The following is a 25,772-nucleotide window of genomic DNA, read 5'->3' on the forward strand; positions in this document are numbered from 1 at the left end:
CTGACGCGTCTCTTTTTGCCGTTCTCTCACTGTGAACGCATGCCGCAAAAACCATGCCTCCTGATCTCAGAGGGTACGTCAGTCCGCACCACAAAGACTTCGTAACAGGCAAGACCGGGCCGCCAGGTTGACGGGATCATCCAGACAACACCCAAGCCGATCTGCACGCCCGCTGCGCTCTCCACATGATGCAGGACCGATCCATCGACCCGTGTCCGGATCATAGTCGTGATGCCCGAACCGGACAAACCCGGTATCAGGGTCATACAATCCACCGGCAAAACCGAGCGGCATGCGCAGGCCCGGATTGGAATCCCACAGGATGTCACCAAACGGCCCGTATTGCGTCATTTTGACCATGTCGCCATTTTCAGCGACAACCGCTTTCAGTGAACCGACCTGATCATAACCGAGTTGAAACAAGGCTGAACCGATGGTCACGGCCTGCGGCAGCCGCGCCTCTCCTTCATACAGGAAAACGTATTCTGTTTCGCCGTCAAAAAAACGGCCCAGACGATCCCGATCAAGCCAGTCGTATGCTTCCAAAGGCGAACCATTCACCAGCTTCTGCGCGCGCAGATTGTCTTCGTCATGCTGGTAGGCAATCACATGCCCAGACGGCATATGCACGGCCTGAAGGCACAACTCTGGCCCATAGTGATACTCGGTTCTGGTGTTTCCTTCGATCCTGGCTGATCGAAAGCCCCGGTCATCATGCGCATACTGCACCTGCTCCACGGACAACAGACGGTCGTCATCCGTGTAGGAGAACACGCGCATGAACGGAGTCCGTCCCATACGATAATCGGCTTTGCGGCGACCTCTTCCATCGTACTCGAAATCCTCGCACCACCCCGTGTCGGCAATGACCGACGTCAGACGCCCCGCATGATCATACACAAAACGCCATTGCTCACGCCGGCCATCAAGCCGTTCGGTGCGGGACTCCACGCGCCTATCCGCCGCTTTTTTCAGCTCGATGAAGTAGGGCGCGTCACCGGCGGCCAGCTCTGCCTTGCTCTTGTCGCCCCATGTCGCGGGTTTGCCCTGTTCACCCAGGGAATGATTCCACGAAAAGCCGAACCCTTCATGCCAGGGACGCCACTCCACCGGTTTGCGAACCGCCCACCAGTTGGCATTTGCCCGCTCAGTCTTCCATTTCTTTGACAATGCGCCGACACGGCGCACAGGCTCAAACGTACCGTCCGCATAGTGAATCCACTCCCGCTCATAGCAGTCGCAATCAGGGTTGTAGGTGAATGCGCAATACCGATCGTGCATATGATCGTCATACAACATGAAATATATCCTTGGTTGCCGGTGTTCAGGAGAGGGGCGGACCACTCCGCCCCAAACCTGGGATGCATGTTCCGGGGCCGTTCCCCGAAATCACCACCACCATACCCCCGGTTTTGACCGACTCAGCCAATCGGAGCCCACAGGCTACTCAAAGGATAATAAAAGCATACGATCAGCGCTTGACACCTTTTCCGGTTCCCCGACACGCCCCGCCATTTTTGCCACCAAAAGGACGGTCAAATTTCAACATAAGCATACTTCAACAATCCGGAAAAACTGGAAATAAACAGGAACAACAACAGACTACAAACCATCCTTCCCGCATATGCTCCTCAAGCGTCCCATGGTCCGGGGCCACCCCCCGATTCCTGTCAAGGACTCATCCCATACCTCTCAACTCCTCTCGGTATCCCCTGCCCTCCATTTGCGCGTCGCGACCAAAACAGGGTGTATGGTGTGCCGAACCTGGGTGCGCTCTGTGTGACCCTCAAATATTTGGAGAAATGGACATGGCGATACCTCTCATCAGCGCACTGGTCGGCTTGATTTCCACGGTGGTGGACGGCGTAACAGGCCACGTGAAGCAGAAACAGGAATTGAAAAAGGCGGTCATGGAAAACCGCATGCGGCTGGCCAAGAGCGACCAGCAGTTCAACCACGAATGGGAAATGAAACAGTTGGAGAATGCGGGCTGGAAGGATGATGTGCTGTTCTTTGCCTGGATCGGGTTCTTCATCTGGTCCGGCGTGGACCCGACCCGCGCCGCTGAAGTTATCCGGTCATGGGAGGCGCTGCCTGACTGGTTTTTACAGGTGACCTTCTGGATCGTGGCCGCGGTGCTCGGCGTCAAGAAGATCGGCGATTACCTGCCCGGCGCAGTGCGCGGTCTCAAGGATGCGTTGGGAGGCGGAAATGACCGCGCTTGAACGAATGGATTTGCAGGACCTGCTGGTCCGCATCGATGAACGGGTCAAAGCGATTCAGGAGGATATTCGGGAAATCAACGAAGTGCGGCGCTGCTCCGGCAATCTGGTGAAGATCCAGACATTGGAAAAAGTGGTCTGGGGCTGCATGGCGGGTGTGGCTGCCATGGCGGTACGACTGATTGTCGAGGCCATGCGATGACCCGGTTATTTATAGACCCAGGCCCGAAAGATGGTGAGCTGCTCGTCGTAGATGGCGATCATGCGTGCATCCCCGTAGGCACGGGCAAGCCGCAGTGCCTGCTCTACGGCCGTGATCGCGTTGGCCTTGTCTCCAGAGGCCAGCAGGACGTCTCCCAGGCTGGAATAGTACCGCGCAACACCGGGGCTGAGCACGATGGCGCGCCTGTAGTCGGCGGCCGCCAGATCATACTCCTTGAGCTTGCGTGCCACCTGCGCCCGCCCCTCGATGATACGGACATTGTGAGAGGCAAGGACAAAGGCCTCGGTCAGATCATGAAGCGCCCCCTCCAGATTGCCGGTGTCCTCCAGCGCTTTTCCTCGAAAATAATGGGCGTCGACATGGGCCGGATTCAAGGCCAGGGCGCTGGTAAAGTCGGCGACGGCCTCGGTCTTCCTATTCAACTCCGAGTAGCAGATCCCCCTCCGGGCATAGGCTTCGGCAATATTGGGGTCGATTTCAATGACCTTGGTGTAGTCCTTGATAGCCTGCTCGAACTCCGAGTTCTGCAGCATCAGCCCACCCCGGATGAAATGGGCTTCCTTGAAGTCCGGCCTGGCTTTGATGACCGTATCCACATCGGCCAACCCCTCGGCGCCCCGTCCCTTCTGCACCAGCAGCGTTGCCCGATAATAATGCGCGTTGACCAATGTCGGATCCAGCTCAAGCGCATGATTGAGCAGCTCAAGCGCGGCGTCCGGCTCCAGAAATTCCCCACCATGCATGAGCAGCATGGCCTGATCATAGATCTCGGCCGCTTCTGCATGACGCGCATGGTCGCTCTGTTCTTCCTTGGAAAACGATCTGACGTGGGGACTGGTCTGCCCCAGGCAACCTGAGCACATCAGTGCCGCGGACAGAAACAGTATTAAGGGGAAACAACGCATTGGACAGAGATACTCCGGGCGATCACGCCCGTCAACATAAGGGAAATCAATGACAAATGAACTCTATACACCTCGAAAACACCAAGCGGAAATAGAAGGGAGTCTGGCCCGATTTTCGGTGCTTGTCTGCCACCGACGGTTCGGCAAGACCGTGCTCTCGGTTAACCGACTCATCAAGGCCGCTCGTTCAACCAAGCGTTCTGATTGGCGCGGGGCCTATATCGCACCCCTCTACCGGCAGGCAAAAACCGTGGTCTGGGATGAACTAAAACGGTACTGCGGTCAGGGCAGCGACGAGTGTACCGTGAAATTCAACGAGACCGAACTGCGGGCCGACTTCGAGAACGGGGCACGCATCCGTCTGTTCGGGGCCAACAACCCGGACTCCCTGCGCGGCATGTATCTGGATGGCGTGGTCTTTGACGAGGTGGCGCAGATGCCGCACCGCGTCTGGACGGAAGTCATCCGGCCCGCCCTGTCGGACCGCAACGGATGGGCCATGTTCATCGGCACTCCGCGCGGCAAGAACGCCCTGTACGAGATATGGGAGAAAGCCAAGGCGGACCCGGACTGGTTCACGGCCCTGTACCGGGCTTCGGAAACCGGTATCATCCACCCGGACGAGTTGGCCGCCAGTGGCCGGGAGATGTCTCCCGAAGAATATGAACAGGAGTTCGAGTGTTCGTTCACTGCGGCCATCAGGGGCGCGTATTTCGGCCAGCTCCTGGCAGACGCGGACCGGGACGGACGGGTAACGACCATACGGCACGACCCGACCATGCCGGTGCATACGGCCTGGGACCTCGGCATGTCGGACTCCACCTCCATCTGGTTCGCCCAAGCCAAGCCAGGCGGCACCTACGCCATCATCGACTACTACGAAGCCAGCGGAGAAGGGCTGGATCATTATGCCCGCGTTCTTGATCAGAAGGGGTATAAATACGGCACGCACATCGCGCCTCACGACATCCGGGTGCGGGAGCTCGGCACCGGCAAATCACGGCTGGAAGTGGCCCGTTCGCTGGGCATCCGCTTTGACATCGCGCCGAACATCCCCATACAGGACGGCATCAATGCCGTGCGCACCATCCTGTCCCAGTGCTGGTTCGACCAGAAACGATGCGCACCGGGGATCGAAGCGTTGCGGCACTATCGCCGCTCCTTCAACGACCGTACAGCCAACTTCTCGACACGGCCGATCCACGACTGGACCAGCCACGCGGCTGACGGATTCCGCTACTTTGCCGTGGGATTCCGGCAGCCGGATACCGGCAGACGCCCGAGCAAGACCAGCAATGATTACAATCCTTTCGGGAGGAAACATGGCCGTCCATGAGCTTGCCGTTCGCCCTGAAACCTACGCGCATTTCAGTGCCCGAGACCGCTACCGATGGCTGGAGTTGCGCGTTGGCGACACGGTCTATGGCCATGCGGCCATTGCCGAACGAGGAACGGTGCTTGAGCTCCACCTCACCCTGCATTGCTGGGGGGGCACGACCCTTCGAAGAATTCGGGAGGATCTGAAATGGCTCAAGGATGAAGCCCGGCGGCTTGGCAAGACCAGCATCATGGGCATCCGCGCCAACGGGGAGGAGGAGTTTGACCCCAGACTCTTCAAGTTCGCCCGTCTGTGCGGGTTCACGGAAACCTGTATCTTCCAGACAGCGACCATGCCGATCGCATAAGACAGCCCCGCACCACGGTCATGGGAAAATATACAAGGCCAGGCGCACACTCATCAGAAAAGAGTGTGCGCCTTGTCAATACATCAAAGTGAGTTACGCATTACCGATTACGATGTTGCCACCGGCCCGTTCCGGGGCCTGGAAGCTCATGTTCACGCTGGTGGACGAATCGAAGATATACGTGGGGTCATCAATGGAAATCAGGTGAACCTCACTCTCATCCACGAAGTTGGTGACCGAGTTGTCCTGCGTGATCGAATTGAAATTGGAGATCTGGTCTATATTCGACGACTGGTCGAACGTGTTTTGCGATGAGACCGTGTTTTCAAAGGACAGGTTGGTGTTCTCAACTATGTTTGTCTGATTGGTATCAACGAAGTTCTGCACCGAGTTGTCCTGATCAATGAAGTGGAACGAACTGGATTGATCGATGATCCGCGACTGGTCGAAGTTGTTCTCCAGGTTGTTGTTGTAGACAACGGACATCTCGTTGCTGTCGTTGATGTTCGTCTCGTTGTTATTCACGAAGTTCTCGACCGAATTATCCACCTGAGCAGTGGAATACGAGGTGTTGCTTTCCACGGTACTGGAGTTGTCGTTTTGACTGATGCGGGTCTCGTTGTAGGCCAGCTCGGACGTATACTCGTTGGCGATGGTCGTGTGGGTGTTATCCACCTGCTCGTGCACGGAGTTGTCAACGGTATCGTAGTTGGCCTCGCTCACATGCTGCGTGGATGTGGAGTGATCCTCGGTCCTGTGTACGGAGTTGTCGTTTTGCAACGTCATGTCCTGCTGCGTGACGTTATTGACCGTGGTGGACCGCTCTTCGGTGTTGTCTACCGAACTGTTTTCATTGGTGGTCTGTCGCGCGTCAATATTACGCACATCCACGTTTTCGGTGGAATTGGACACCTGCGTATTCTGCGGATTGTTGAATTCCCGCGAGTTGTCCTGTTGCGTGACCACCTGGGTCTCGGAATTGGTGACGTTTTCCTGATTGGTCACCTGATTGACGGTCTGCGCATTTTCCGTGGTCTGCTGTGTGCTCAAGTCCAGATTGCGCGTGATGGAATTATCCAGACTGTTCTGGGCAATATAGTCGTCGCTGCGATGAATGGTGGAATTCATGGATTGGTCAAGGGACCGGTCCACGGACTCGTTGTTCGTGATCAGATGGGAATTCTGGATATCCTGGGCCTGATCCACGTTCATGGTGTAGCTGGTGCTGAAATCGAGTTCCGCGCCCTTGCCGCTGCTGCCTTCGAATTCGCTCTTGGGCGACTCAAAGGGTTCCGCATAGCCGTCTGCCGTGGGAATCCACGGAGCCATATTCACTTTGGCCGGGGAATAGGGAGCGGAATGTCTGGTATGATTGATGACATCATTGGGCCAGCCCTGCGTATGCCCGAGGGCCATGCCGCGAGGACGGGTCTGCCTGAATGCCTGAATTGATCCGGCTGGCGAGATGGGTACAAACCCGGTCAAAGAGGGCATGGAGAAGCCCACCTTGGGCGTCATGGGCACCGACCCGGCCGGAGAAATGGGCTGCACTCCCAGCGCAGGGGCTATGGGCACCTTGCCGGTTGTATCGGCCGGGACATGCATGGAGGGCGGCGTGATGTATCCTCCACCGCCACCACCCGAGCTGCCGCCCGTGGAGGCGGAAACAGGCGGCTTGCCGCTTTCCGTGGATATGGGAACATTGGCCCCACCGGATGTGCCGCCGGAACCGGTGTTGTTGCTGATGGGATTGCCGCTGCCGGTCTGCCCGGAGCTGCCGCCACCCGTGGTCTGCCCCACTCCGGGATTGCCGCCGGTGTTGTTGACGGGACCGGCACCACCACCGGGCGTACCGCCGATGGGAGCCTGTGTTCCGCTGCCGCCAGCCGAACTGCCGCCTCCGCCTCCGCCACCTATGTGAGCAGCACTGGAGCCGCCACCCAGAGAGCCGCCTCCGAACGAACTTCCGGTACTGCTCGTCCCGGCTCCGCCCAAGCCTCCGGCACCACCGGCACCACCCGACCCGCCAAGGGCCGAATAGGGTATCCGGGCCATGGACGTGTCAATGTCCACACGCGCAGGCGTGGTATCAATGGGCACATGGCCCGCTTCCCCAGTGATGAGATGTCCGGCCGGTCCGGCCTGAAAAGAGCCTGCAGGACCAGCTGTCACCTGACCGGCTGGTCCGGCCACGATGAAGTCGGTTAAGCTCATGGGTGTCTCCCCGCCAAAAGCCGACCCTCCCTGGTCCGCATGATCCCGCAAAACGGGCACTCTGGCATATATAATATATACGCCCTCACGAAATGACGTCAACCCTCATATTCGTTCACTCACCCGAACGAACAAAAAGGGGCAATCAATTGCTCGGACTCCGCATGAAATTCACTCTTCGGGGGTAGCCAAAGCCTCACTGAGTCGCTATGGTTTATCCTGCTATCTCGTATACAACTGGCCGAGCCGGGCTGGACAAAGAGGAGGAATACCCCATGTTGATAGAAAACTGGATGACCAAAGACGTCATCACCATCACACCCGACCGTTCCATGATGAAGGCCTCCAAGGTCATGAAGGACAAAAATATCAGCCGTATCCCTGTCGTGGACGATAACGGCAAGCTGATTGGCATCGTTTCTGACCGCGATATCAAGGACGCCTCGCCGTCCAAAGCCACGACGCTGGATATGCACGAACTGTATTACCTGCTCTCGGAGATCAAAATTCAGGACATCATGACCAAGAAGGTCAAGTCCATCAAGGAAACCGAAACCGTTGAAAAAGCAGCCGTACTCATGCTCGAAGGGAACTTCGGCGGACTGCCCGTCCTTGATGAAGAGGAAAAAGTTGTCGGCATAATCACCGACACCGACATCTTCAAGGTGCTGGTGGAAATCTCCGGCGTCTACGAGGGCGGCACACAGGTTTGTCTGAGCATCAAGACCGCCTCGGGCAGCCTCTCGCCTGTCATTGAATTTCTCAAGAATCACAACGCTCGCGTCATGTCCATCATGACCCAGAACGTGCCTGCGGAAGCACCGATAAAGGACATCTATATCCGTCTCCGCGACATGGAAAAGCCGGAATTCAAACGTCTCCAGGAAGCCATGGCCAAGGAATTCGACGTCAAATACTGGACCATTGATTCAGTCCATACCGTGCTGTAACGGCACCGCGCATCACGACATACATCAGGACCAAAGCCTTGGCTTTGGTCCTTTTTCTTGGCTTGGCCAGAGAGAAAGCCAGCCACGAACTGACACTTATCGACAAGCAAATGAATTTATAACATACTGAAATACAGCTTCTTCCAAGTGCCGATACAGCAATATCACGTCTGTCATGACAAGACATGCTTCCTTGCCGCAGGACGCTGACCGCCCGCGAGTAAAAACATCAAGACATATAAAGCTATTCCTGAAACCTGCCGAAGAGAGTGATGAGAGAACACGAGATAAGGAGTAGGCATGGGAAGTGTTGTTGCACTGGAAGAATTCAGACAGACCATTGAAAAAAAGGCACTGGTTCCGCCAGTTCAAAAACGACCTGAGATCCGTGGCGGAGAAATCTGGGGTCGGAACTACACGGACATCGAAGCCATCGTTTTCGGCCTGCTCAAGATCCGGGACATAGTGGCCTACCATGTTGGACAACAGGACCAGGCATTTGACCAGTTGTGCATGGACGGCCTTGAAGCGGCCTACCTGATCAACGAACGCGGCCCGGCCCGACTCAAGGAGAGCCTCAAGCCTATCAAGGAATGGATTCTGGACGAAATGACTGAAGACAACAAGCGGGACATGTCCTGGGCGCTGGTCATCACAGACCTTATCGAAAAATCGCCGACAAAATAACCGTCGATAGCTGACGATTATGTATTCTCTTCATTAAATCGGATAGATATACTCCAAATGATAAGTTGACGGTCATGCTCACAGGCATGACCTTTTTTTCGCAATACCCCCTCGCATTTCCGCTCTGCCGTGACGCCACAGACTGAGCTGCTCTTGACTCCGAACGCCTGTGCGATGACAGAAACGCCTTCAGCGCCAACACCGTTTACCCGTTCGTTTACACCCTTCCCCGATTAATACGTGGCTCCCGGGTTCAACTCCCTTTATAGTTCCTGACATGGATGCTCCATCGCCTGACCATGTAGGTCCCCGTATTCTGCTTTCGGCAGGCTGTCTTTTCCACCTCCCCCTGAAGCTCATTGCGCGCATCGGGCGGGACGCAGGATTCTTTGGTATGGAGCTGATCATGAACTCGCCCACGCTCACCCCTGAATCCGAGCTGGAAAAAGTCAATGAAGTCCTGCCTATACGCAGTATTCATGCCCCATTCCGCGACTGGGCCGCCTGGGGCGGACACCTGAACTCATGGAAGGCCACCACCGCGCTGGCCAACTCCCTGCCCCATGCTGACCACATCACCATGCACCCCCCGGGCACCAGGCTGGCCAACATGATCCAGAACCGCTGGTTCGAAAAAGCCTGCGACCTTCCCCTGCTGCTCGACGCCAAGGGGCGCATCCGGTTTTCCCTGGAAAACATGCCCTGGGCCGAGGGCTCTCCCTTTGGCAGAGACCCGCTGGACAAACTCATCGGCCAGTGCAGGGACAAAAACGTGGGACTGACCTTTGATGTCTGCCACATGGGTGTCTCCGGCAGGAATGTTCTCGAGTCGTTAGACAGAGTGCCATACGAATTGTTATACAATGTGCATTACTCAGATGCTGTCGGGTATACAGAACACCTGACTCCCGGCAAGGGATCCCTTCCACTGAAACAGTTTCTCAAACGGCTTGGCAAACGCGGCTATGACCGGTACATAACCCTGGAACTTGAACCGGCCGCCTTTCCCGACGATCTGGATGAGACCATCACGACGCTGGTGAATATCCGGGAATCCATGGAAGCGCAGCTTGTGGCCGAACAGGGAGGATCAACGCATGCCGCAGACATATCTTGAAGCGGTTCGCAAGCCGAACCAGTCCGTCAATCCGCTGCTCGCCTTTCTGGGCATGATTGTGAACGAAGTCGACAAAGACCGGGCCATGCTGACCCTGCCCACCAGGCCGGAGCTCATTCAGGGTGTTGGCGTGGTCGGCGGCGGCATACTGGCCACGCTCATTGACGAGACCATGGCGCACGCCATTCTGGGCGGCAACAAGTCCGGCGAACGCACCACCACGATAGACATGAACATCAGCTACCTGCGGGCCGTGAAGGCTGGCGAACAACTCTCCTGCGAAGCCCGTGTCGCCAAAAGAGGGAGCCGGGTCATCTTTGTCGAGGCCATCGCCCGAACCGGCGACCGGGAAGTCGCCCGAGGGACGGGGACGTTTCTTGCCATCTCCCCTTGCTCCCGATAATCGAGTTATTATCCTATACAATCACGGAGGATATTCACATGACCAATGATTCCCGACTCATCGTCTGCCCTGATTGCCGAGCCATCAATCGCGTCCAGCAAGGCCGCGAATCCGAAGCCGTGTGCGGCAAGTGCAAGGCCACGGTCTTTCCCCCCAGCCCCGTAGAACTGGTCGGAACCACTTTTGATCGACACATAGCCAAGAACAAACTGCCCGTTCTGGTCGACTTCTATTCCCCGACCTGCGGCCCGTGCCTGATGATGGGACCACAATTCGACGAAGCCGCAAAGACCCTGCATCCCCAGGCCCGACTGGCCAAGATCGACACCTCTGCGGAGCAGGCCATCGCCTCCCGGTTCAATGTCATGGCCGTTCCCACCCTGATCCTTTTCAGCAATGGCCGGGAGATCGCCCGACAGCCCGGAGCCATGAGCAGCGGCGACATTGTCAACTGGGTACGCAGCAAGATCACCTAACCATTATCACTGACGTTCAGTCCTCTTCTGGAGAAAAAAGATCATGCTTACATTGGACGTTCCGTTTCTCCCGGATGGAGAATACCCCGATTTTCTGTCACGCCATGCCGACCGGATACACTCAGTCCACTTTCCCCTTTTCAATCCGAACCTAGCTGACTCCCGCCACCGCACCACGAGCCATTCCATCAACGAGGTCATCAACGGCCTGAACACGCTGGACGGCGTGGATAAATACGTGCTCATGAACGCACGGTTTCATACCCCCACCAAATACTTTGACTCCGACAGTCTCTCCAAGACAGCCACCATCCTGGAGCACCTGCTCAACAAGACCGATCTCTCCGGGCTCATTTTCGCCGACCCCTATTTCCTGCAATCGCTATCCGACAACCACCCGCAAACGACAAAAAAGCTCGAAGCCATCCCCAGCATCAACGCGGCCCTCGGTTCGACTGAGGCTGTCTACGCCATGCTGTCCATGATCGAAAAGACCACTTTCAAGCCCCCGTCCAAGCTGGTACTGGATCGCACCCTGAACCGGAACCTTGCCCGGCTCGAAAGCGTGAGCAAGGCCCTCCGCAAAACCCACCCCGAGATACACCTCAACCTCATCGCCAATGAGGGATGTCTGTTGTGCTGTCCATACAAACCCGCCCATGACGCCCACATTTCCCTTGGCGTCGAGGGACTGTGCCGGGAGCGCACCTTTGCCATGAACCGCGACTTAGGGTGCGTTCGCCGCATGTTCGATGAACCCGGCGCCATACTCTCCTCGCCGTTCATCAGGCCGGAAGACATGAGCAGGTACGAAGGACTGGTGGACGGCATCAAGATATGCGGTCGCACCAAGGGCACCACGTTCCTTTCACAGACGATCACCGCCTATTTCAACGGCTCCTACACGGGCAACCTGCTGGACCTCATGGATGCCATGGGCGACCTCGGCGACAGGATACACATCCCGAACCAGGCATTGCCCGACACCTTTTTCGATCAGGTCGCCCACTGCGACAAACTCTGCGCGGCCTGCGGGCTGTGCGCCTCCATCATGGATGTGGCCGCCACGCGCATAGCTCCGGGCCTGCCGCGTCTGTAAATGTAAATTGGCCATTCCCATTCATGCTGGATTTGGGTAGATTGGATCGATCAACCAATCGAGGAGACTCCCATGAAAAAATCACTTGGGGCCATAACGCTGGCCCAACCCACCCCTGTCTGGGCCGTGGGCGCATATGACGAAGACGGCAAACCCAACGCCATGATCGCTGCCTGGGGCGGCATTGCCAGCTCAGACCCCGCATCCATGGTCGTTTCCCTGCGCCCATCTCGGCACACGTATGCCGGAATCCTCAAACACAAGGCGTTCACCATCTCCGTGTGTCCGGCCAACCTGGCTGCTGAGTCCGACTATCTGGGCATGGTCTCGGGGAAAAATGTGGACAAGTTCACGGAAGCCGGCCTCACCCCGGTGAGAAGCAACTGCGTCGACGCACCGTATATCGACGAATGCCCGCTCGTCATCGAGTGCGAGTTGTCCGAAATCGTGGAACTGGGCGTCCACAACATGGTCATCGGTGCAATCATCGACGTAAAATGCGATGACGACAAACTCGTCAATGGCAAGCATCCGGACATAACCAAAGTCGCCCCCATGATCTTCGCCCCCGGCTCCCGCGCCTACCACACCATAGGCGAGCATGTGGGACAGGCCTTCAATATCGGTAAAAAATTCATGAAATAGCCTGAAAGAATGTCACGTTACGCTGTCATATTTATCCTTGTCCTGATCCTGGCCGGATGTTCGGCCAGGACACAGGACGGCCCGGTTCTCGACCTGACCACGCTGGCGCAGGATACGAGCCTCTATCACGGGTTGCCCCCGGAGATCCCCCTGCTCGACGACAAGGCGCAAACGACAGCGTATGCCTATTTCCTCAGCCAACATTTCGGCCCATGGCACAGAAAAACGGCCAAACACACAGCCGAAGAAGTGTTCTGGGGACTGACATCCTACAAGGACACCCCTCTTTTCGGCGAGAACACCCTGCAACGCGATCCATCCTGGCTTGAAGCCATGGCGACCAACTCACGGGTTGACGCTTACCCCTCCATGGGGCGACGGGCCATTGTCGTGGCCAACACCAGCCTGCGCACCCTGCCCACCAACCAGCCCGCCTTTTTAGATTTCAAACGAGCTGGCGAGGGTTTTCCCTTCGACTACATGCAGAACTCGCTCGTCCTGGCAGGGACACCACTGTTTGCCACCCACTCCAGCGCAGATGGAGAGTGGACGCTGGTTGAATCCCGGCACGCCTTCGGCTGGGTGGAAACCCGCGACATCGGATGGGTGGACGACACGACGGCCAGAGCGTTCGAGACCGGCACCTACGGGGCTGTTGTTGCGGACAATGTTCCCATCACCGACCAGGATGGCCGGTTCTGCTTCATGGGCCAAGTCGGCATGCTGCTGCCTTTCAAGGGCAAGGAAATCCTGATCCCGACACGGGATGCAACAGGCAATGCCCTCCTTGCAAGCGGAAAGCTCCCCGAAACAGCCATCAATCCGGCACCCATCCCGACCACGCCTGCCAACTTCAGCCGCGTCGCCAACACAATGCTGGGCCGCCCCTATGGATGGGGAGGCCTGTACGGACACCGCGACTGCTCGGCAACCACCATGGACCTCATGGCCGCCTTCGGTATTTACCTGCCCCGCAACTCAAGCCAGCAGATAAAAAGAGGAACATTCGTGAACCTGACCGGCCTGTCCCGCGAGACAAAAAAACAGCGCACCCTTGAGCAGGGCACGCCGTTTTTGACCCTGGTGCGCAAGCCGGGCCATATCATGCTGTATATTGGCAGCTATAAAGGACAGCCCCTTGTCATGCACTCGGCATGGGGCCTCAAGACCAAGGTGGACGGCGTCTATGGACGCAAAATCATGGGGTCCACCATCATCACGACCCTGGAGCCGGGCATAGAGCTGAAGACGCTGGCCCGGCCCGGTGGAGACTACCTGGAAAGTGTCCAGGCCATCTCCACCCTGCCATAAGCACGACCTTCACTCATTTATTGAAGACATAGTTGCTGATATACCTATCCCGCTGCTCGCGTATCCAACGATGCAGATCCTCGGGAAGGGCGAGCCATGACCCCTTGTCTCTCTTTTTCCAGGCCGGCAGCCCATTATCCCTGACAAGCTCATTGATCTTGCGAGGGTTCTCCCCCACGGCCTCGCAAATGGCCTGCGCTCCCTTCAGACAAATATCGAAGGTTGATTCTCCCCGTTCCATTACCCCTCCTGACAGTGTTCATTAATGACAAATCCAAACCCTTCCGCGTCGCCACACCGGCTCAGGAACGCATGGAATGCATTCCGGGACTGCAAAACGCCCCGCTCCTTTCCCAGTGTACCGAAACGGGTTCCCAGCAACACGCATCCGTGCGTGTCGCTCACAACGTTTCCCTGATGAAACAAGATATGTGATCGATTCGGGACATCGGTCACCTCGAACGTGGTCCCGAACGTGGGCGACTCCACACGCCTGCAGACATATTCACCCGCTGGAATACAGGAAACGTCCCGCTTGTTTCCCTTGTCCGGCGGCTCCAACGTGACGCACAGCACCCGCCCGTCCAGTCGCAACACGCCGAACGTGCCGTCCTGCCCCTTTTCCAACCGTATCACTTCTACTCGCTTCATTGACTCTCTCCGTCTTCTTGTGAAACCGTGTGCGCAAGAGATATAGCCAAATGTCTACTTTATTGTCAAGATGCTTTGTCAATCAGCTTTAGACATTTGCCAATTTTTATGTATAATCGCCGTTAACCTTCAGCCATGAAAAGAGGCACTCATGGGATTTACAGACGACGTACGTCAGGCACTCACTGACCGCATCGGGCCAGGAAAACGGTACCCGAACAACAAACGAATGGCGGATGAACTTGACGTAGACCCTTCACAACTCAATCGATTTCTGAAGAAGGAGCGTGGCCTGAACACGGATTCTCTCGGACACATCCTCGACCGCATAGGCGCGAGCATCGTGTTTGCCGACGATCCTGCGGACGCATCCAGAGAAGTCTGCTTTCAGCTCCCCACAAAGTCCGAAGCCGAACCCAATGCACCAGAGCCCCAACCCGATGATTACCTCGCGGTCCCGTTGACGGCCTCGTCCGTGGCTGCCGGCCCCGGCCTTGTGCCCGAAGACAGGGTCGAGGGATGGGTTCTGGTCTGGCGACATCAGGAATCGATCCGCTTCCGCTCCAACATCGTGGCCGTGGAGGTGGGCAAGAACGAACTCTCAATGGCGCCGACGCTCCATCCCGGAGACATCCTTCTTGTAGATAGAAACGATCGTGATCCCAGCCCTGTAGGAAAAATCATGCTTGTCTCCGAACCGGGTGAAGGCGGTGAAACCCTGGTCAGGCGGGTCAACACAAGACGACTTGAAGATGATGTCGAACTCATCTTCTACTCGGACAACAGCCGCGATTATCCCCCAACCACATACAGGCTCAACCGCGATTATGGCGGAGATATTTCTCGCGCCATCGGTGGCAATGTTGTCTGGGCCTGGAATGACATGTCCCGAAAGTAGACTTTTTACAAAAGTAGTTATCATGAAATTAGATAGTAAACTAAAATTGTCTATGGACAAACTCCTTCCCATCCTGCTTACCCTGTGTGTGCTGATCGGCCCTTGCCCTGCGCTGGCCGGGACAACCACTACCACTGAAACGGCATCCATCGCCCACCTGCTCGGAAGCAAGGAGCGAACCGACCGCGACAAAGGGGGCGAACTGCTCAAGGCAGTGGGACAATCGGCCATGCCCGATCTCCTTCAGGCCCTGAAGTCGCCGGAGAATCAACAGCGACGCGGCGCCGTCTTTGGCCTCGCGCTCCTGCCCATTCCCGCGCTGACCACAGACGGCCTCATCTCTGCCCTGTCGGATAAAGACCCGGTCATTCGCCGCGTTGCCGCACTCGCACTGGCAAAGATCAGTCGGTACTCGGCAAAACCCGTGGCCCGACTTCTCGCTGATCCCAACAACGATGTCAGAGTGAGCGCCGCCTTGAGCCTCAGCAAAATGGGGGCAGACGCCGTGCTGCCGCTGGCGGACATGCTCTCAAATACTGATCCTGTCGTTGTTGCCAAAGCCGCATGGCTGCTCGGTATACTCAATGAACAGGCCCTTCCGGCGACCCCGGCCTTGGTCCGCGCTCTGGAAATAGACGACATGCGCGTTGTCCATGTCCTGGCGGAAACCATCGACCAGATCGGCCCTGATCCGGCCATGCTGCACGACCTGCTGCTGCTCCTGGGGAGCGAGCGCATGACCTGTCCCGGATCACCCATCGGCGCTGCAGCCGCCCCCACCGTGGCCAAACTCCTTGCCCGCCCCGGTACACTGACAGCTCAGGTCGCCCTGTACACCCTGGCCCGCATGGGAAAACTGGCCATGCCGGCCTTGACTCAAATCGCGAAAACAGGCACCCCGAGCCAACAAACTGCAGCCGCACTCCTCCTCTCCGGCCTGGACCCCAAGTCGGCAAAGAAACTTCCCGACACAGTGCGCCGCTCCCTGACCGGAGCCTTTGCAACAGAATAACAACGGAGGCATCATGCCCAAACTTATCTATGCCCTTATCTGCTCCGACCTGATCATCGACAAGGATTCGAGCAGCACCTCTTTCATCCGCACCATCGAGCACGCAGTCGTGCCCGATCTGCCCGCCACCCTGCCTCCTGTCTTTTTCGCCAGCCTGTGGGACCTTGAAGACAACGCCGAAGCGCCGTTTTCCGTTTCCCTAGCCATGACCACACCCACAGGAGAAACCCTGACCATTGGCGCACAGGAGATCAAACCCGCCGGCACCGTGCTCCACAAGATGAACTTTCAGGTTCCCGGCCTGCGCGTGGAAGACGAGGGCAAGCATATTCTGTCCGTCTCGCTCAAGGATGGCGACTCATGGGAAACCAAAGCAGAGCTCCCGCTTTTTGTCTTTAAAAACGTGACTCAATAACAATATTTACTGCAACTCGACTGCATTTAAATGCAAAAGGCCATGGAATACGCGTTCATATCGCGGCATTCCATGGCCTTTTGCATTGAATATACATATACATGCAAAGCATACCATTCATTTGGCATTGTATTCACTCAATATTACACAACGAGCCAATACAGAGCCCAACCTTTAAAAATAATTTACATTTTTTTCAAAGTAAAACAGGCTATTAGATACAAAAAAAGCCAATTTTAACTGGACGTTTTACACCGGTTCTCATACTCTCAAATCGCCCACTCTATATTTATAGAGCTTACGTTTATACGCGCCGTCGGCGGTGCTTCATGATCAAGAGGAATATACATGCGCCAGATAATACTCATACTCTCTGACAGGGAGAAGCGAATACCCTCAAGCAGCGAGTTGCGGTCGCTGGGGTTTCTCGTTTCTACTGCCGTTGCCGACCCTGGTCGAAACCCATCGCGGAGAACGGAAAGAAAAGCCACCGAGTCTCCCCCTGAACAATCGGAGAGAAAGCAGACAAAAGGGCTGGGGCCTGAAACGCCCCCGGTGCAAAAACACCGAGGGCTGCTTTGTGATCAGGATCGTGCCTGCTAGAGGATGTCCTCGTAACCGACAAGCGCGTCATCAACGGACGCATCTTCATGAACGATTCGATTGAGCACTTCCACCAATCGGGTGGAATCCGGGTGCTGAAACACGTTGCGTCCCACGGACAGTCCCGCACCGCCGGCGTCAATGGATGTCCGCACGATTTCGAGAAATTCACGAGTGGAGTCCATCTTGGCTCCACCGGCAATGACCACAGGCACACAGGCACATTCCACCACATGGGCAAAGCTCTCTGCACTGCCAGGATAGTTGACCTTGACCACATCCGCGCCAAGCTCGGCTCCAACGCGCGCGCAGTGGGCCACGATGTCGGGATCGTACTCATCAGCCACTTTCGGACCTCGCGCATAGACCATGGCCAAGAGGGGAATTCCCCAATCAGCGGCACTGGCAGCCACCTGTCCCAGGTCTGTGAGCATCTGTCCTTCTGTCTCATCCCCAAGGTTTACATGCACGCTGACTCCGTCAGCACCCAGGCGAATCGCTTCTTCGACCGTGGTCACCAACCGTTTCAGATTGGGAAAAGGCGAAAGGCAGGTGCCTGCCGACAGATGAACGATACATCCGAAGTCGCGTCCCTGCATGCGGTGGCCCAATTTGACCTGTCCCTTGTGAACCAGACCGGCGTTTGCCCCGCCGGCGACAAGATTGGTGACGGTATCGCGCATCTTTTCCAGACCGGCAATGGGCCCTACGGTCACACCGTGGTCCATGGGCACGATTATGGTCCGTCCGGTATTACGATTGAATATTCTTTCCAAACGAATGGCTTTACCTATATGCATCCTGTACCTCGCTCCTGGCGGTTTTCTTCTTTTAAGGCTAGATCGCGTTCTCATAATACAGTCGGACAAAAGATGAAAGTGGAAACAGAATTCAATACAGCGCGATAATGGTTCCTAATTATCTGGTGTTTGTTCCAAAGAACAGTAATTGTCATTGACTACTGTTGACGAAGTCTCATTTTCAAGATTAATATTATTCATTATCACAAAAGCCACGTTTCAGCCTTTGTGTTATCATATATAAAAGGGGCAGTTGATGAGCGAGAGCACATACGAATCCGTATTCATGGCCAGACAGCCGATTCTAGATACCCAAAACGAAACATGGGGCTACATGACGCTCTTCAGGGACAGTGAAAACGCTGATCACGCCATCCTCAACAACACCTCCGAAGCGACCATGAGCCTGGTCGCGAACCTCCCTCTCTGCGGCGGGGTTGGCGGCAATCAGGCCCGTCTTCTGGTCCACTTCACCCCCGAGTCAATCATCCGGGGCGTACCGCATGCCATCCCCTGGGACAACACAGTCATCATTCTAGAAGAAATACAGACCACCGAGGAGGCCCTTATCGTCGCTCTCGGCGACCTCCTGATCGACGGCTTTGAGCTGGCCATCAACAACTTCGAGGGCAAGCCCGGATGCGAGCGACTGGCTGAGCTGGCCGACACCTTCATTGTGGATATACAGGGCAAGGATGAAGCCGACATTGAGGCCATCGTCACCAAGGGAAAGAAATTCGGCAACGCAAAAATGATCGCCAAATGCGTGGAAACCAGTGAAGAGCTGGCAAAGGCCCAAAAGGCCGGTTTCACCCTGTTCCACGGTTTCTTCTTCAAGAAACCCAAAAACGAAACAGGGCGAAAAATCAACTCGTCCAAAATAACCCGACTCAAGCTTTTCGAGATCATCGAAAAGGAAGAGCCTGATTTTGACGCACTGGCATTGGCCATCGAGGCTGACGTGGCCATCAGCTATCGCCTGCTCAACTTTCTCAATTCAGCAAATTTCAGCTTTGCCACCAAAGTGACGTCCATAAAGCAAGCCGTTGTCCTGACAGGGTGGAAACCGCTGCGCAACTGGCTCCGGCTCATCATCCTCACGGACCTCACCCCGTCGGACAAGACGCAGGAACTGACCTATCTCTCGGCCCATCGGGCCAAACTCTTCGAAACCGCAGCCCTTGGCAGCGGATACGAAGAGGAGTCAGACAAGCTCTTCATGGTCGGCCTGTTCTCTCTGCTGGACGCCATGCTCGACACGGACATGGAAGAAATCCTCAATCACCTGCCCGTGGACAACGACATCAAAGCGGCCCTGTGCGGAAAGAAAAACCGGTACACCCCGTGGCTGGACCTGGCGAAAGCCCTGGAAGAGTCCGACTGGGACGAAGTCAGCGTCTGCTCCCAGACTCTCAACATCCTCCCAGGCACGGTGGCTGTCAGCTATCAGCACGCCTTCACCTGGGCTGACACCTTCTTCACCACAAGTCCGGGAGAATAGCCCGAGCTCCATGCCCCTGTCACGCCGTGACTTTCTCGCATCCATGGTCGGACTCGGCACACTGCTTTGCCCTTGCACCGGCACAACCGGCCCTTTGCCCAAAGGGACATTCGCTCTTACGGGCACGGTCATCACCGGCACCGGACAGCATCCCCTGAAAAACGGCACAGTGCTCGTGAACAAGGGAATCATCGAAGCCGTGCTCCCCGAAGCGCACATCACGGATCGGCCAGTGATCGCCCTGCCTGACGCGGCCATTCTGCCCGGCATAATCAACGCCCACTGCCACCGCATCCACACCCGGGAAGAAAGAAGGGACCGCTGGCTCGCAAAGGGAGTCACCAGCATCGGCGACGTGGGATCAACTCTGGACGACATGCGCCTGCTGGCACAGTCGCCAACAGGGACAACAGCAACCGCGGCATTCTGCGGCCCCATGATAGCTCCATCCGGCGGCTACCCCACCCCCATACACAAGCCGGTATACGCCCTGGTCGCAGACACCCCAAAACAAGGCAGGGAAACGGTCAGGCAGTTGGAGGGTCAGGGCGCGACCATGATCAAGATTTCCTTTGAGCCGGGCATCATGCCCAGACCATGGCCCATGTTCGACGCGGACACGGCAGAGGCTATCTGTACCGAGGCACGCCGACTCGGGCTGATCATACGCTGCCATGTGGAAGATTTCGCAGGGCTGAAACCGGCGCTGGACGCGGGAGTCAACACCGTGGAACATGTGCCGTATCGCTGGCACGAGAAGGGTGTCATCCGCCAGATCTTCAACGACAACGGGGAACTCATCCCTTCCTATATCGCCATGCTGGAGCGCATGGTCCGCGAGAACATCATTCTCACACCGACGTTGGACGTGCTCAACAGAACCCCCTGGAAAGGACCGGCGCTGTTCGAGCCGGTCAGAACGTTCAACGCCATGGGAGGCCGCATGGCCCTGGGTAACGACTTCCCGTATCGCCGCACGGATGCGGGCATGCCGCTTGAAGAAATGCGCCTCCTGGCCTGTGCGGGGTTGTCTTCGTCTCAAATCATACAGGCAGCCACGCGGACCTCGGCAGCGGCCTGCAATCTTTCGACCAGAGGCACCCTCGCCCCAGGCATGGCCGCCGACATCCTGGTCACTGCCGCGAACCCAGACACGACCATGACCACCCTCGAGGCACCACGGCACATCATCAAGGATGGCATTTTCATCAACTGATTCAAGGGGGATACACCAAGGCTCACCGCCTGGCCGTGCACACAATGCACGCCGAGCCGTTGCAGACGGCACCCGCGAGGAACGACTGGACTACAGGCGACGGGCGGCTTCGGAGCGCAACGCCGTCTCACCGACCAGGGCCTGATCAATAAGGGCCAGCGCCTTTTCCCTGCCGGACGGCAGGCGGACCTTGAGGGGCAGATAATTTGAAGCATGATTGGCCAGAAAGAGTCCCCGCGACAGCGTCAATCCGGCCACCAGCTCACGTATTTCCGTCAAAATGGTGAAGGCGTCGGGCAGGACGAACTCCCCGCGTTCAAAGCGATCGTGCAGCGGCGTGCCCGGCACCAGCATGAGACTGAGTGCGCCGATCTGATCAGGGTCCATCGCACTCAGCGCCCGGGCGGTCTCCCGTGCATGGACCAGAGATCGCTCCACACCACCAAGACCGTTGATCACAGTGACGTTGAGTTTCAGACCAGCGGCCTTCACTCGCCGCCCCTGCGCCACAATGAACGCACTGTCGCCATTCTTGTTCATGGCCTTGAGAATCTCGTCATCGCCGGACTCCAGTCCCATATAGACAATCCCCAAGCCCAGTTCCCGGAGGTGCCTCAACTCTGCATCGGACTTCCTGTCCAGACTCTTTGCATTGGCATAGGTGCCCACACGGGTCACCCAGGGCAGCCGCTCGCGGATGACGGTCAGAATATCCACCAACTGCGACTGCGGCAGAATCATGGCGTCGCCGTCACACAAAAAAACCCGGCGCTGTCTTCGGCAGTTGCGCGCAGCGAACTCGATATCGGCCAGCCACGTCTCGCGCGCCTTGATGTCGAACCGCTTCTCCAGATACGCACCGCAAAACCCGCATTTGCCATGCGAACACCCCAGGGTCACCTGCAACAGAATAGACCCGGCTTCGCTGGGCGGACGTATAATCATACCCTGATGATCCATAATTCCCTGTACTCCTTCCACCGCACGATACGGAAACCCGACAAAATGGCAAGCAGGACGAGTGGAATCCAACAGTCAATACAGGTTATCATTGACCTGTTTACGCCTTTTTCCTACAGTCTCCATCATCAAGAAACTCTCTTTGGCCGACCTCGAATTCGCACCTTGTCTTGATCGGTGCAGCGTAAAGACAAAACAAGCATGACGATACAAAAAAAACCGGCACGCCCCACATCCTATGTGGCCTTGGATGAGACATCCCAGGCCCTTCTGGACTCTTCGGTGGAATCCGCGCTTGTCATGGATGTTTCCGGGTATGTCCTCGCTGCCAATGCAGCTGCGGCCAAGCTCTTCGATCTCAAATCCGGCGAAAATCTGCACCAATCCAATTTTTTCGCTCTCCTGCCGGAGGAAGCGGCCAACTCCCGCAGGGCCAAGATAGACGAAGCCATTCGCGATGTCCGCTCCGTGCGCTTCGAGGAGGAGGCCAATGGACGTTCACTCGTCCACTCCATCGTTCCGGTCGCCAACCCGTGGGGCGAAGTCGCCCGACTGGCAGTTCACACGCTTGACCTGACCAAACTGCGACGCACGGATGAGGACCTCCGCCGTGAACAGCAACGCCAGATTTTCTTTATGGAGTCCCTGCCCGGTATAGTCTATCACCTGTACCCGGATCAGACCATCCGCTACGCCAACCGCTACTTCAGGCGCTATTTCGGCAGTCCCAAGGACAAAATCTGTAGCGAGGCGCTCAATTGTACAAAGGAATCCGGTGGCTGCCCGCCCATGGTGGCCATGAACTCCGACAAGGCCGTGGAGTGGGACTGGACCGATGCCAAGGGACGCACCTTTCACCTCCAATGCTCCCCCATGACCGACTCGGCGGGCGAACGCATGATCATGGTCCTCGGCATCGATATCACAGCCAGACAGCGGGCCGAAGACGCCTTGAAAAAGGCGCGCGACAAGCTGGAAGAACGCGTGCGGCAACGCACGGAAGCCCTGGAACGGGCCAACGCCGAGTTGACACAAAAATCCACCCGTCTTGTCACCGCCATGAAAAAGGCGGACGCGGCGGCGCGGGCAAAGTCATCATTTCTGGCCAACATGAGCCATGAAATCCGCACCCCGCTCAATGCTGTGCTCGGCATGTCCGAACTCGCATTGACCGTGAACGACAAGGACAGAAAAGACGAATATCTGAAACGCGTCATGGAAGCCGGCAATTCACTGCTGTCCATCATCAATGACATCCTCGATTTCTCCAAGATCGAAGCGCAAAAGATGTCCCTGGAAGCCATCGACTTCGACATTCGTAAAATCATCGAGGCCACGCTGGACATGCATATGCTCTCGGCCAGCGACAAAGGGCTTCGGGTTTCGGCACAGGTGGACAAGGCCGTGCCCGCGGCACTGGTCGGCGATCCTTCCCGACTGCGCCAGGTCATCATCAACCTGCTCTCCAATGCCATAAAATTCACGGAAAACGGCAGCGTGACCATCACCGTCTCCCTTAAAGACGCAGCCGAGACCATTACTCCGGGGGATCCCGTCACACTCGTCGTCAAGGTCATCGACACGGGGGTGGGCATCCCGGCAAACAAACAGCGGGCCATATTCAAATCATTTCTGCAAGCCGATGATTCCGTTACCCGCAAATACGGCGGGACAGGGCTCGGCCTGGCTATCTGCAAGCTCCTTGTAGAGCTCATGAACGGCGAAATATCCATTGAAAGCCAAGAGCATAAGGGAAGCACGTTCTCCTTTTCAGTCAAACTCACAGTCGGCGACCCCAAGGTACTCAGGGAAATCAGCCCCGCTCCCGACTGTGTTGAAAAGCCGGACATCACGCCACTCCGCATCCTGCTGGCCGATGACAACCCCCTCAACAAGGAACTGGCCATGACGCTGCTCATTGAGCAGAATCATTCGGTCCTTGCCGTGGAGAACGGGTTTCAGGCGCTCGAAGCTGTCAAGGCAGAGGAATTCGATATCGTGCTCATGGACATTCAGATGCCCATCATGGACGGCGTCTCTGCCACCAGGGCCATCCGCGACCCCAACTCCGGCGCCCTTGATCCGACCATCCCCATCATCGCCCTGACAGCACACGCCCTGAAGGGCGACAGGGAGCGTTTCCTGGCGGTGGGCATGAATGACTACATCTCAAAGCCCATTACCATCGCTGATTTTTATGCCACCATCGCCCGTGCGGCAAACAAGGCCGAAAAAACAACCTGCACCGCCGAGGAGCAGAAGAAGTCCGGCAATTCAGGCACTCCCTTTGACCGCCAGACAGCACTGGACATGCTCGGCGGTCGCACGTACCTGCTCTCTCGCATGGATGATATTTTCATCCGGGACGTGCCCAATGAAATGCAGGAGTTGTTCGCGTTCTTCGAACAGGGTGAGATGGACGAGGCCAAAAGAATGGCCCATTCGATCAAAGGGTCTGCCCGAACAGTCGGCGCCCAGCGTCTAGGAGCCATCGCAGAGCAACTGGAGTATCTGTGCAAACAGAAAGACACGGATTCTGCCAAACAGGAACTCAAAATCCTTGAGTCCGAAGTCGAATTTGCGCTAGAGTATATCTCGAAAGAGGGCAGCAGTAGCCTCGCCAACGAGAAGGAGAAATGATGAAAACCATTCTGGTCGTAGACGATGCTCCCATGATTCGGGAGTTGCTCAAATCGGTACTTGAAGCCGAAGGCTTCAAGGTGCTTGAAGCCGCAGATGGTGAAGAAGCTATCCGCATCTGTCAGAACGCCACGATCGACCTGTCAATCATTGATATTTTTCTGCCCAAGAAAGGTGGCCTTCAGGTCATGGGTGAACTGATAAAAGCCGATAGCTCGCATAAGTTCATCGCCATCTCCGGCGGTGAGGCGTTCAACCCCGAATCAATTGTTGAACTGGCCAAGGTCTATGATGTCGTGGACACCTTCACCAAACCCATCGACACCAGAAAGCTGTTGCAATCCGTCAACAACGCCTTGAAGGACTAAGAACACAAAAAAGGCCGCCCAAACTGATCCGGGCGGCCTTTTTTGTGTTCTTTTTCGTCACATCAAATCCACTGTGACGCCTTCGGCCACATAAAACAGCAGAAGATATTTTTTCTGCAGGATGTCCACGACCTCATCCACCGACATGTCCCCCATGTCTTCTATGGACACATAGGCATTCGAGAACCCGGAGTTCACGGCATCATGCGCCGTGAACACACTGGAAAAAAACACACCCAGTTCGCGCAGATCACACAACAGCTCGGCCAACAGATTGGCCCGGCCATCCATCCGCACGGCAAACTGCGCCCCTCCCCGGAGAGAACCGGAGGCGGTACACAGATAGCGCAAAACATCCTGCTGGGTGATGATCCCCATGAGCTGACCGGAATCCACGACCGGCAGCCCGCCGATCTTGTGTTTGACCTGGAGTTCGGCCACTTCGGTCATGGCCGCATCAGACGGCACCGAGATAGGGTCCATGGTCATGATGTCTTCAGCCGTCAGCGTATACAATCCGCCGCCCTGCTCTGAAATGGGATCACCGGGAATGAACTTGGAAGGCATGGCGTCACGGATATCACGATCAGACACGATCCCGACAAGCAAACCTGCGCTGTCGATAACGGGAAACTGACGAATGTTCTTCTCGCGCAGGATTTCTGCGGCATCAAGTACCGACGAATTCACACCAAGAGAAATGACGTTGATTGTCATCCAATCTCTGACCAGCATCCTCTACCCCCCGCCTAGATTTCACTGTGAAAAAGG

General features: G+C 56.5%; 27 protein-coding genes. 19 read left to right on the forward strand and 8 right to left on the reverse strand.

The features are described 5' to 3' along the window. Positions 1–78 precede the first annotated feature (78 nt). Complete coding sequence (locus SRBAKS_RS10655; protein WP_229590873.1) at positions 79–1,299, reverse strand: RHS repeat domain-containing protein; 1,221 nt, start codon at positions 1,297–1,299, stop codon at positions 79–81. A 509-nt stretch (positions 1,300–1,808) separates the two neighbouring features. On the opposite strand from SRBAKS_RS10655, the gene SRBAKS_RS10660 reads away from it, so the two are divergent. Then, a complete protein-coding gene (locus SRBAKS_RS10660; RefSeq protein WP_229590874.1) occupies positions 1,809–2,225 on the forward strand; it encodes a hypothetical protein in 417 nt (138 codons plus the stop codon). Next, the gene (locus SRBAKS_RS10665) at positions 2,212–2,424 is read left to right on the forward strand and encodes a hypothetical protein (protein ID WP_229590875.1); all 213 of its coding nucleotides are present in this window, start codon (positions 2,212–2,214) and stop codon (positions 2,422–2,424) included. Before SRBAKS_RS10660 ends, SRBAKS_RS10665 begins: the two co-directional genes overlap by 14 nt. A gap of 5 nt (positions 2,425–2,429) precedes the next feature. Here the strand turns inward: SRBAKS_RS10665 and SRBAKS_RS10670 are convergent, their stop codons facing one another. Continuing rightward, on the reverse strand, positions 2,430–3,350 hold the full coding sequence (locus SRBAKS_RS10670; RefSeq protein WP_229590876.1) for a tetratricopeptide repeat protein: 921 nt from the start codon (positions 3,348–3,350) through the stop codon (positions 2,430–2,432). 49 nt (positions 3,351–3,399) lie between these two features. On the opposite strand from SRBAKS_RS10670, the gene SRBAKS_RS10675 reads away from it, so the two are divergent. Beyond that, positions 3,400–4,686: a terminase large subunit domain-containing protein gene (locus SRBAKS_RS10675; protein WP_229590877.1), complete on the forward strand. Its 1,287-nt coding sequence runs from the start codon at positions 3,400–3,402 to the stop codon at positions 4,684–4,686. Beyond that, complete coding sequence (locus SRBAKS_RS10680) at positions 4,673–5,035, forward strand: hypothetical protein (RefSeq protein WP_229590878.1); 363 nt, start codon at positions 4,673–4,675, stop codon at positions 5,033–5,035. Before SRBAKS_RS10675 ends, SRBAKS_RS10680 begins: the two co-directional genes overlap by 14 nt. A 93-nt stretch (positions 5,036–5,128) precedes the next feature. Here SRBAKS_RS10680 and SRBAKS_RS10685 read toward each other — a convergent pair whose 3' ends face one another. Continuing rightward, entirely contained in the window at positions 5,129–7,249 is a 2,121-nt protein-coding gene (locus tag SRBAKS_RS10685; protein WP_229590879.1) for a hypothetical protein, read from the reverse strand. Between the two features lie 275 nt (positions 7,250–7,524). On the opposite strand from SRBAKS_RS10685, the gene SRBAKS_RS10690 reads away from it, so the two are divergent. The 8 genes from SRBAKS_RS10690 (at position 7,525) to SRBAKS_RS10725 (ending at position 13,937) form a co-directional block, all read left to right on the forward strand. Beyond that, the gene (locus tag SRBAKS_RS10690; protein ID WP_229590880.1) at positions 7,525–8,199 is read left to right on the forward strand and encodes a CBS and ACT domain-containing protein; all 675 of its coding nucleotides are present in this window, start codon (positions 7,525–7,527) and stop codon (positions 8,197–8,199) included. Between the two features lie 300 nt (positions 8,200–8,499). Beyond that, on the forward strand, positions 8,500–8,886 hold the full coding sequence (locus SRBAKS_RS10695) for a hypothetical protein (RefSeq protein ID WP_229590881.1): 387 nt from the start codon (positions 8,500–8,502) through the stop codon (positions 8,884–8,886). 277 nt (positions 8,887–9,163) lie between these two features. Continuing rightward, positions 9,164–10,003 carry a sugar phosphate isomerase/epimerase family protein gene (locus tag SRBAKS_RS10700; protein ID WP_229590882.1) on the forward strand — a complete coding sequence of 280 codons (840 nt, stop codon included), beginning with the start codon at positions 9,164–9,166 and terminating at the stop codon, positions 10,001–10,003. After that, on the forward strand, positions 9,984–10,406 hold the full coding sequence (locus tag SRBAKS_RS10705) for a PaaI family thioesterase (protein WP_229590883.1): 423 nt from the start codon (positions 9,984–9,986) through the stop codon (positions 10,404–10,406). Before SRBAKS_RS10700 ends, SRBAKS_RS10705 begins: the two co-directional genes overlap by 20 nt. 38 nt (positions 10,407–10,444) lie before the next feature. Beyond that, positions 10,445–10,882, forward strand: a complete 438-nt coding sequence (locus SRBAKS_RS10710; RefSeq protein ID WP_229590884.1) for a thioredoxin family protein — start codon at positions 10,445–10,447, stop codon at positions 10,880–10,882. Positions 10,883–10,925: 43 nt separating this feature from the next. After that, a complete protein-coding gene (locus SRBAKS_RS10715; protein ID WP_229590885.1) occupies positions 10,926–11,981 on the forward strand; it encodes a hypothetical protein in 1,056 nt (351 codons plus the stop codon). Positions 11,982–12,053: 72 nt separating this feature from the next. Next, positions 12,054–12,626, forward strand: a complete 573-nt coding sequence (locus tag SRBAKS_RS10720; protein WP_229590886.1) for a flavin reductase family protein — start codon at positions 12,054–12,056, stop codon at positions 12,624–12,626. 9 nt (positions 12,627–12,635) lie between these two features. Further along, complete coding sequence (locus SRBAKS_RS10725) at positions 12,636–13,937, forward strand: SH3 domain-containing protein (RefSeq protein WP_229590887.1); 1,302 nt, start codon at positions 12,636–12,638, stop codon at positions 13,935–13,937. A gap of 13 nt (positions 13,938–13,950) precedes the next feature. Here SRBAKS_RS10725 and SRBAKS_RS10730 read toward each other — a convergent pair whose 3' ends face one another. Together SRBAKS_RS10730 and SRBAKS_RS10735 are read right to left on the reverse strand one after the other, a co-directional pair. Beyond that, complete coding sequence (locus SRBAKS_RS10730) at positions 13,951–14,178, reverse strand: helix-turn-helix domain-containing protein (RefSeq protein WP_229590888.1); 228 nt, start codon at positions 14,176–14,178, stop codon at positions 13,951–13,953. After that, the gene (locus SRBAKS_RS10735) at positions 14,178–14,588 is read right to left on the reverse strand and encodes a DUF5675 family protein (RefSeq protein WP_229590889.1); all 411 of its coding nucleotides are present in this window, start codon (positions 14,586–14,588) and stop codon (positions 14,178–14,180) included. Before SRBAKS_RS10735 ends, SRBAKS_RS10730 begins: the two co-directional genes overlap by 1 nt. A gap of 151 nt (positions 14,589–14,739) precedes the next feature. Between SRBAKS_RS10735 and SRBAKS_RS10740 the strand changes: the two genes are divergently transcribed. Genes SRBAKS_RS10740 through SRBAKS_RS10750 form a run of 3 tightly spaced genes read left to right on the forward strand, consistent with a single transcriptional unit; the run spans position 14,740 to position 16,913 of the window. Then, a complete protein-coding gene (locus SRBAKS_RS10740; RefSeq protein WP_229590890.1) occupies positions 14,740–15,486 on the forward strand; it encodes a S24 family peptidase in 747 nt (248 codons plus the stop codon). Positions 15,487–15,508: 22 nt separating this feature from the next. After that, entirely contained in the window at positions 15,509–16,498 is a 990-nt protein-coding gene (locus tag SRBAKS_RS10745; protein WP_229590891.1) for a HEAT repeat domain-containing protein, read from the forward strand. Between the two features lie 13 nt (positions 16,499–16,511). Continuing rightward, a complete protein-coding gene (locus SRBAKS_RS10750) occupies positions 16,512–16,913 on the forward strand; it encodes a hypothetical protein (protein ID WP_229590892.1) in 402 nt (133 codons plus the stop codon). 599 nt (positions 16,914–17,512) lie between these two features. Here SRBAKS_RS10750 and SRBAKS_RS10755 read toward each other — a convergent pair. Next, the gene (locus SRBAKS_RS10755) at positions 17,513–18,316 is read right to left on the reverse strand and encodes a 2-amino-3,7-dideoxy-D-threo-hept-6-ulosonate synthase (RefSeq protein ID WP_229590893.1); all 804 of its coding nucleotides are present in this window, start codon (positions 18,314–18,316) and stop codon (positions 17,513–17,515) included. 256 nt (positions 18,317–18,572) lie between these two features. Between SRBAKS_RS10755 and SRBAKS_RS10760 the strand changes: the two genes are divergently transcribed. Both SRBAKS_RS10760 and SRBAKS_RS10765 read left to right on the forward strand, forming a co-directional pair. After that, positions 18,573–19,817 (forward strand): EAL and HDOD domain-containing protein, encoded by a 1,245-nt coding sequence (locus tag SRBAKS_RS10760; protein ID WP_229590894.1) that lies wholly within the window; start codon positions 18,573–18,575, stop codon positions 19,815–19,817. Positions 19,818–19,827: 10 nt separating this feature from the next. Continuing rightward, a complete protein-coding gene (locus tag SRBAKS_RS10765; RefSeq protein WP_229590895.1) occupies positions 19,828–21,033 on the forward strand; it encodes an amidohydrolase family protein in 1,206 nt (401 codons plus the stop codon). A gap of 90 nt (positions 21,034–21,123) precedes the next feature. Here SRBAKS_RS10765 and SRBAKS_RS10770 read toward each other — a convergent pair whose 3' ends face one another. Beyond that, a complete protein-coding gene (locus SRBAKS_RS10770; protein ID WP_229590896.1) occupies positions 21,124–21,978 on the reverse strand; it encodes a radical SAM protein in 855 nt (284 codons plus the stop codon). Between the two features lie 216 nt (positions 21,979–22,194). Here SRBAKS_RS10770 and SRBAKS_RS10775 point away from each other — a divergent pair, with 216 nt between their 5' ends. Both SRBAKS_RS10775 and SRBAKS_RS10780 read left to right on the forward strand, forming a co-directional pair. Continuing rightward, on the forward strand, positions 22,195–24,633 hold the full coding sequence (locus tag SRBAKS_RS10775; protein ID WP_229590897.1) for a PAS domain-containing hybrid sensor histidine kinase/response regulator: 2,439 nt from the start codon (positions 22,195–22,197) through the stop codon (positions 24,631–24,633). Then, positions 24,630–25,001 carry a response regulator gene (locus SRBAKS_RS10780; RefSeq protein ID WP_229590898.1) on the forward strand — a complete coding sequence of 124 codons (372 nt, stop codon included), beginning with the start codon at positions 24,630–24,632 and terminating at the stop codon, positions 24,999–25,001. The genes SRBAKS_RS10775 and SRBAKS_RS10780 overlap by 4 nt, the downstream gene beginning before the upstream one ends. A gap of 57 nt (positions 25,002–25,058) precedes the next feature. On the opposite strand, the gene SRBAKS_RS10785 is transcribed toward SRBAKS_RS10780, so the two are convergent. Further along, positions 25,059–25,718, reverse strand: a complete 660-nt coding sequence (locus tag SRBAKS_RS10785; protein WP_229590899.1) for a CBS domain-containing protein — start codon at positions 25,716–25,718, stop codon at positions 25,059–25,061. Positions 25,719–25,772: the final 54 nt, after the last annotated feature.

The organism is Pseudodesulfovibrio sediminis (genome assembly GCF_020886695.1).
Taxonomy (GTDB): Bacteria; Desulfobacterota; Desulfovibrionia; order Desulfovibrionales; family Desulfovibrionaceae; genus Pseudodesulfovibrio; species Pseudodesulfovibrio sediminis.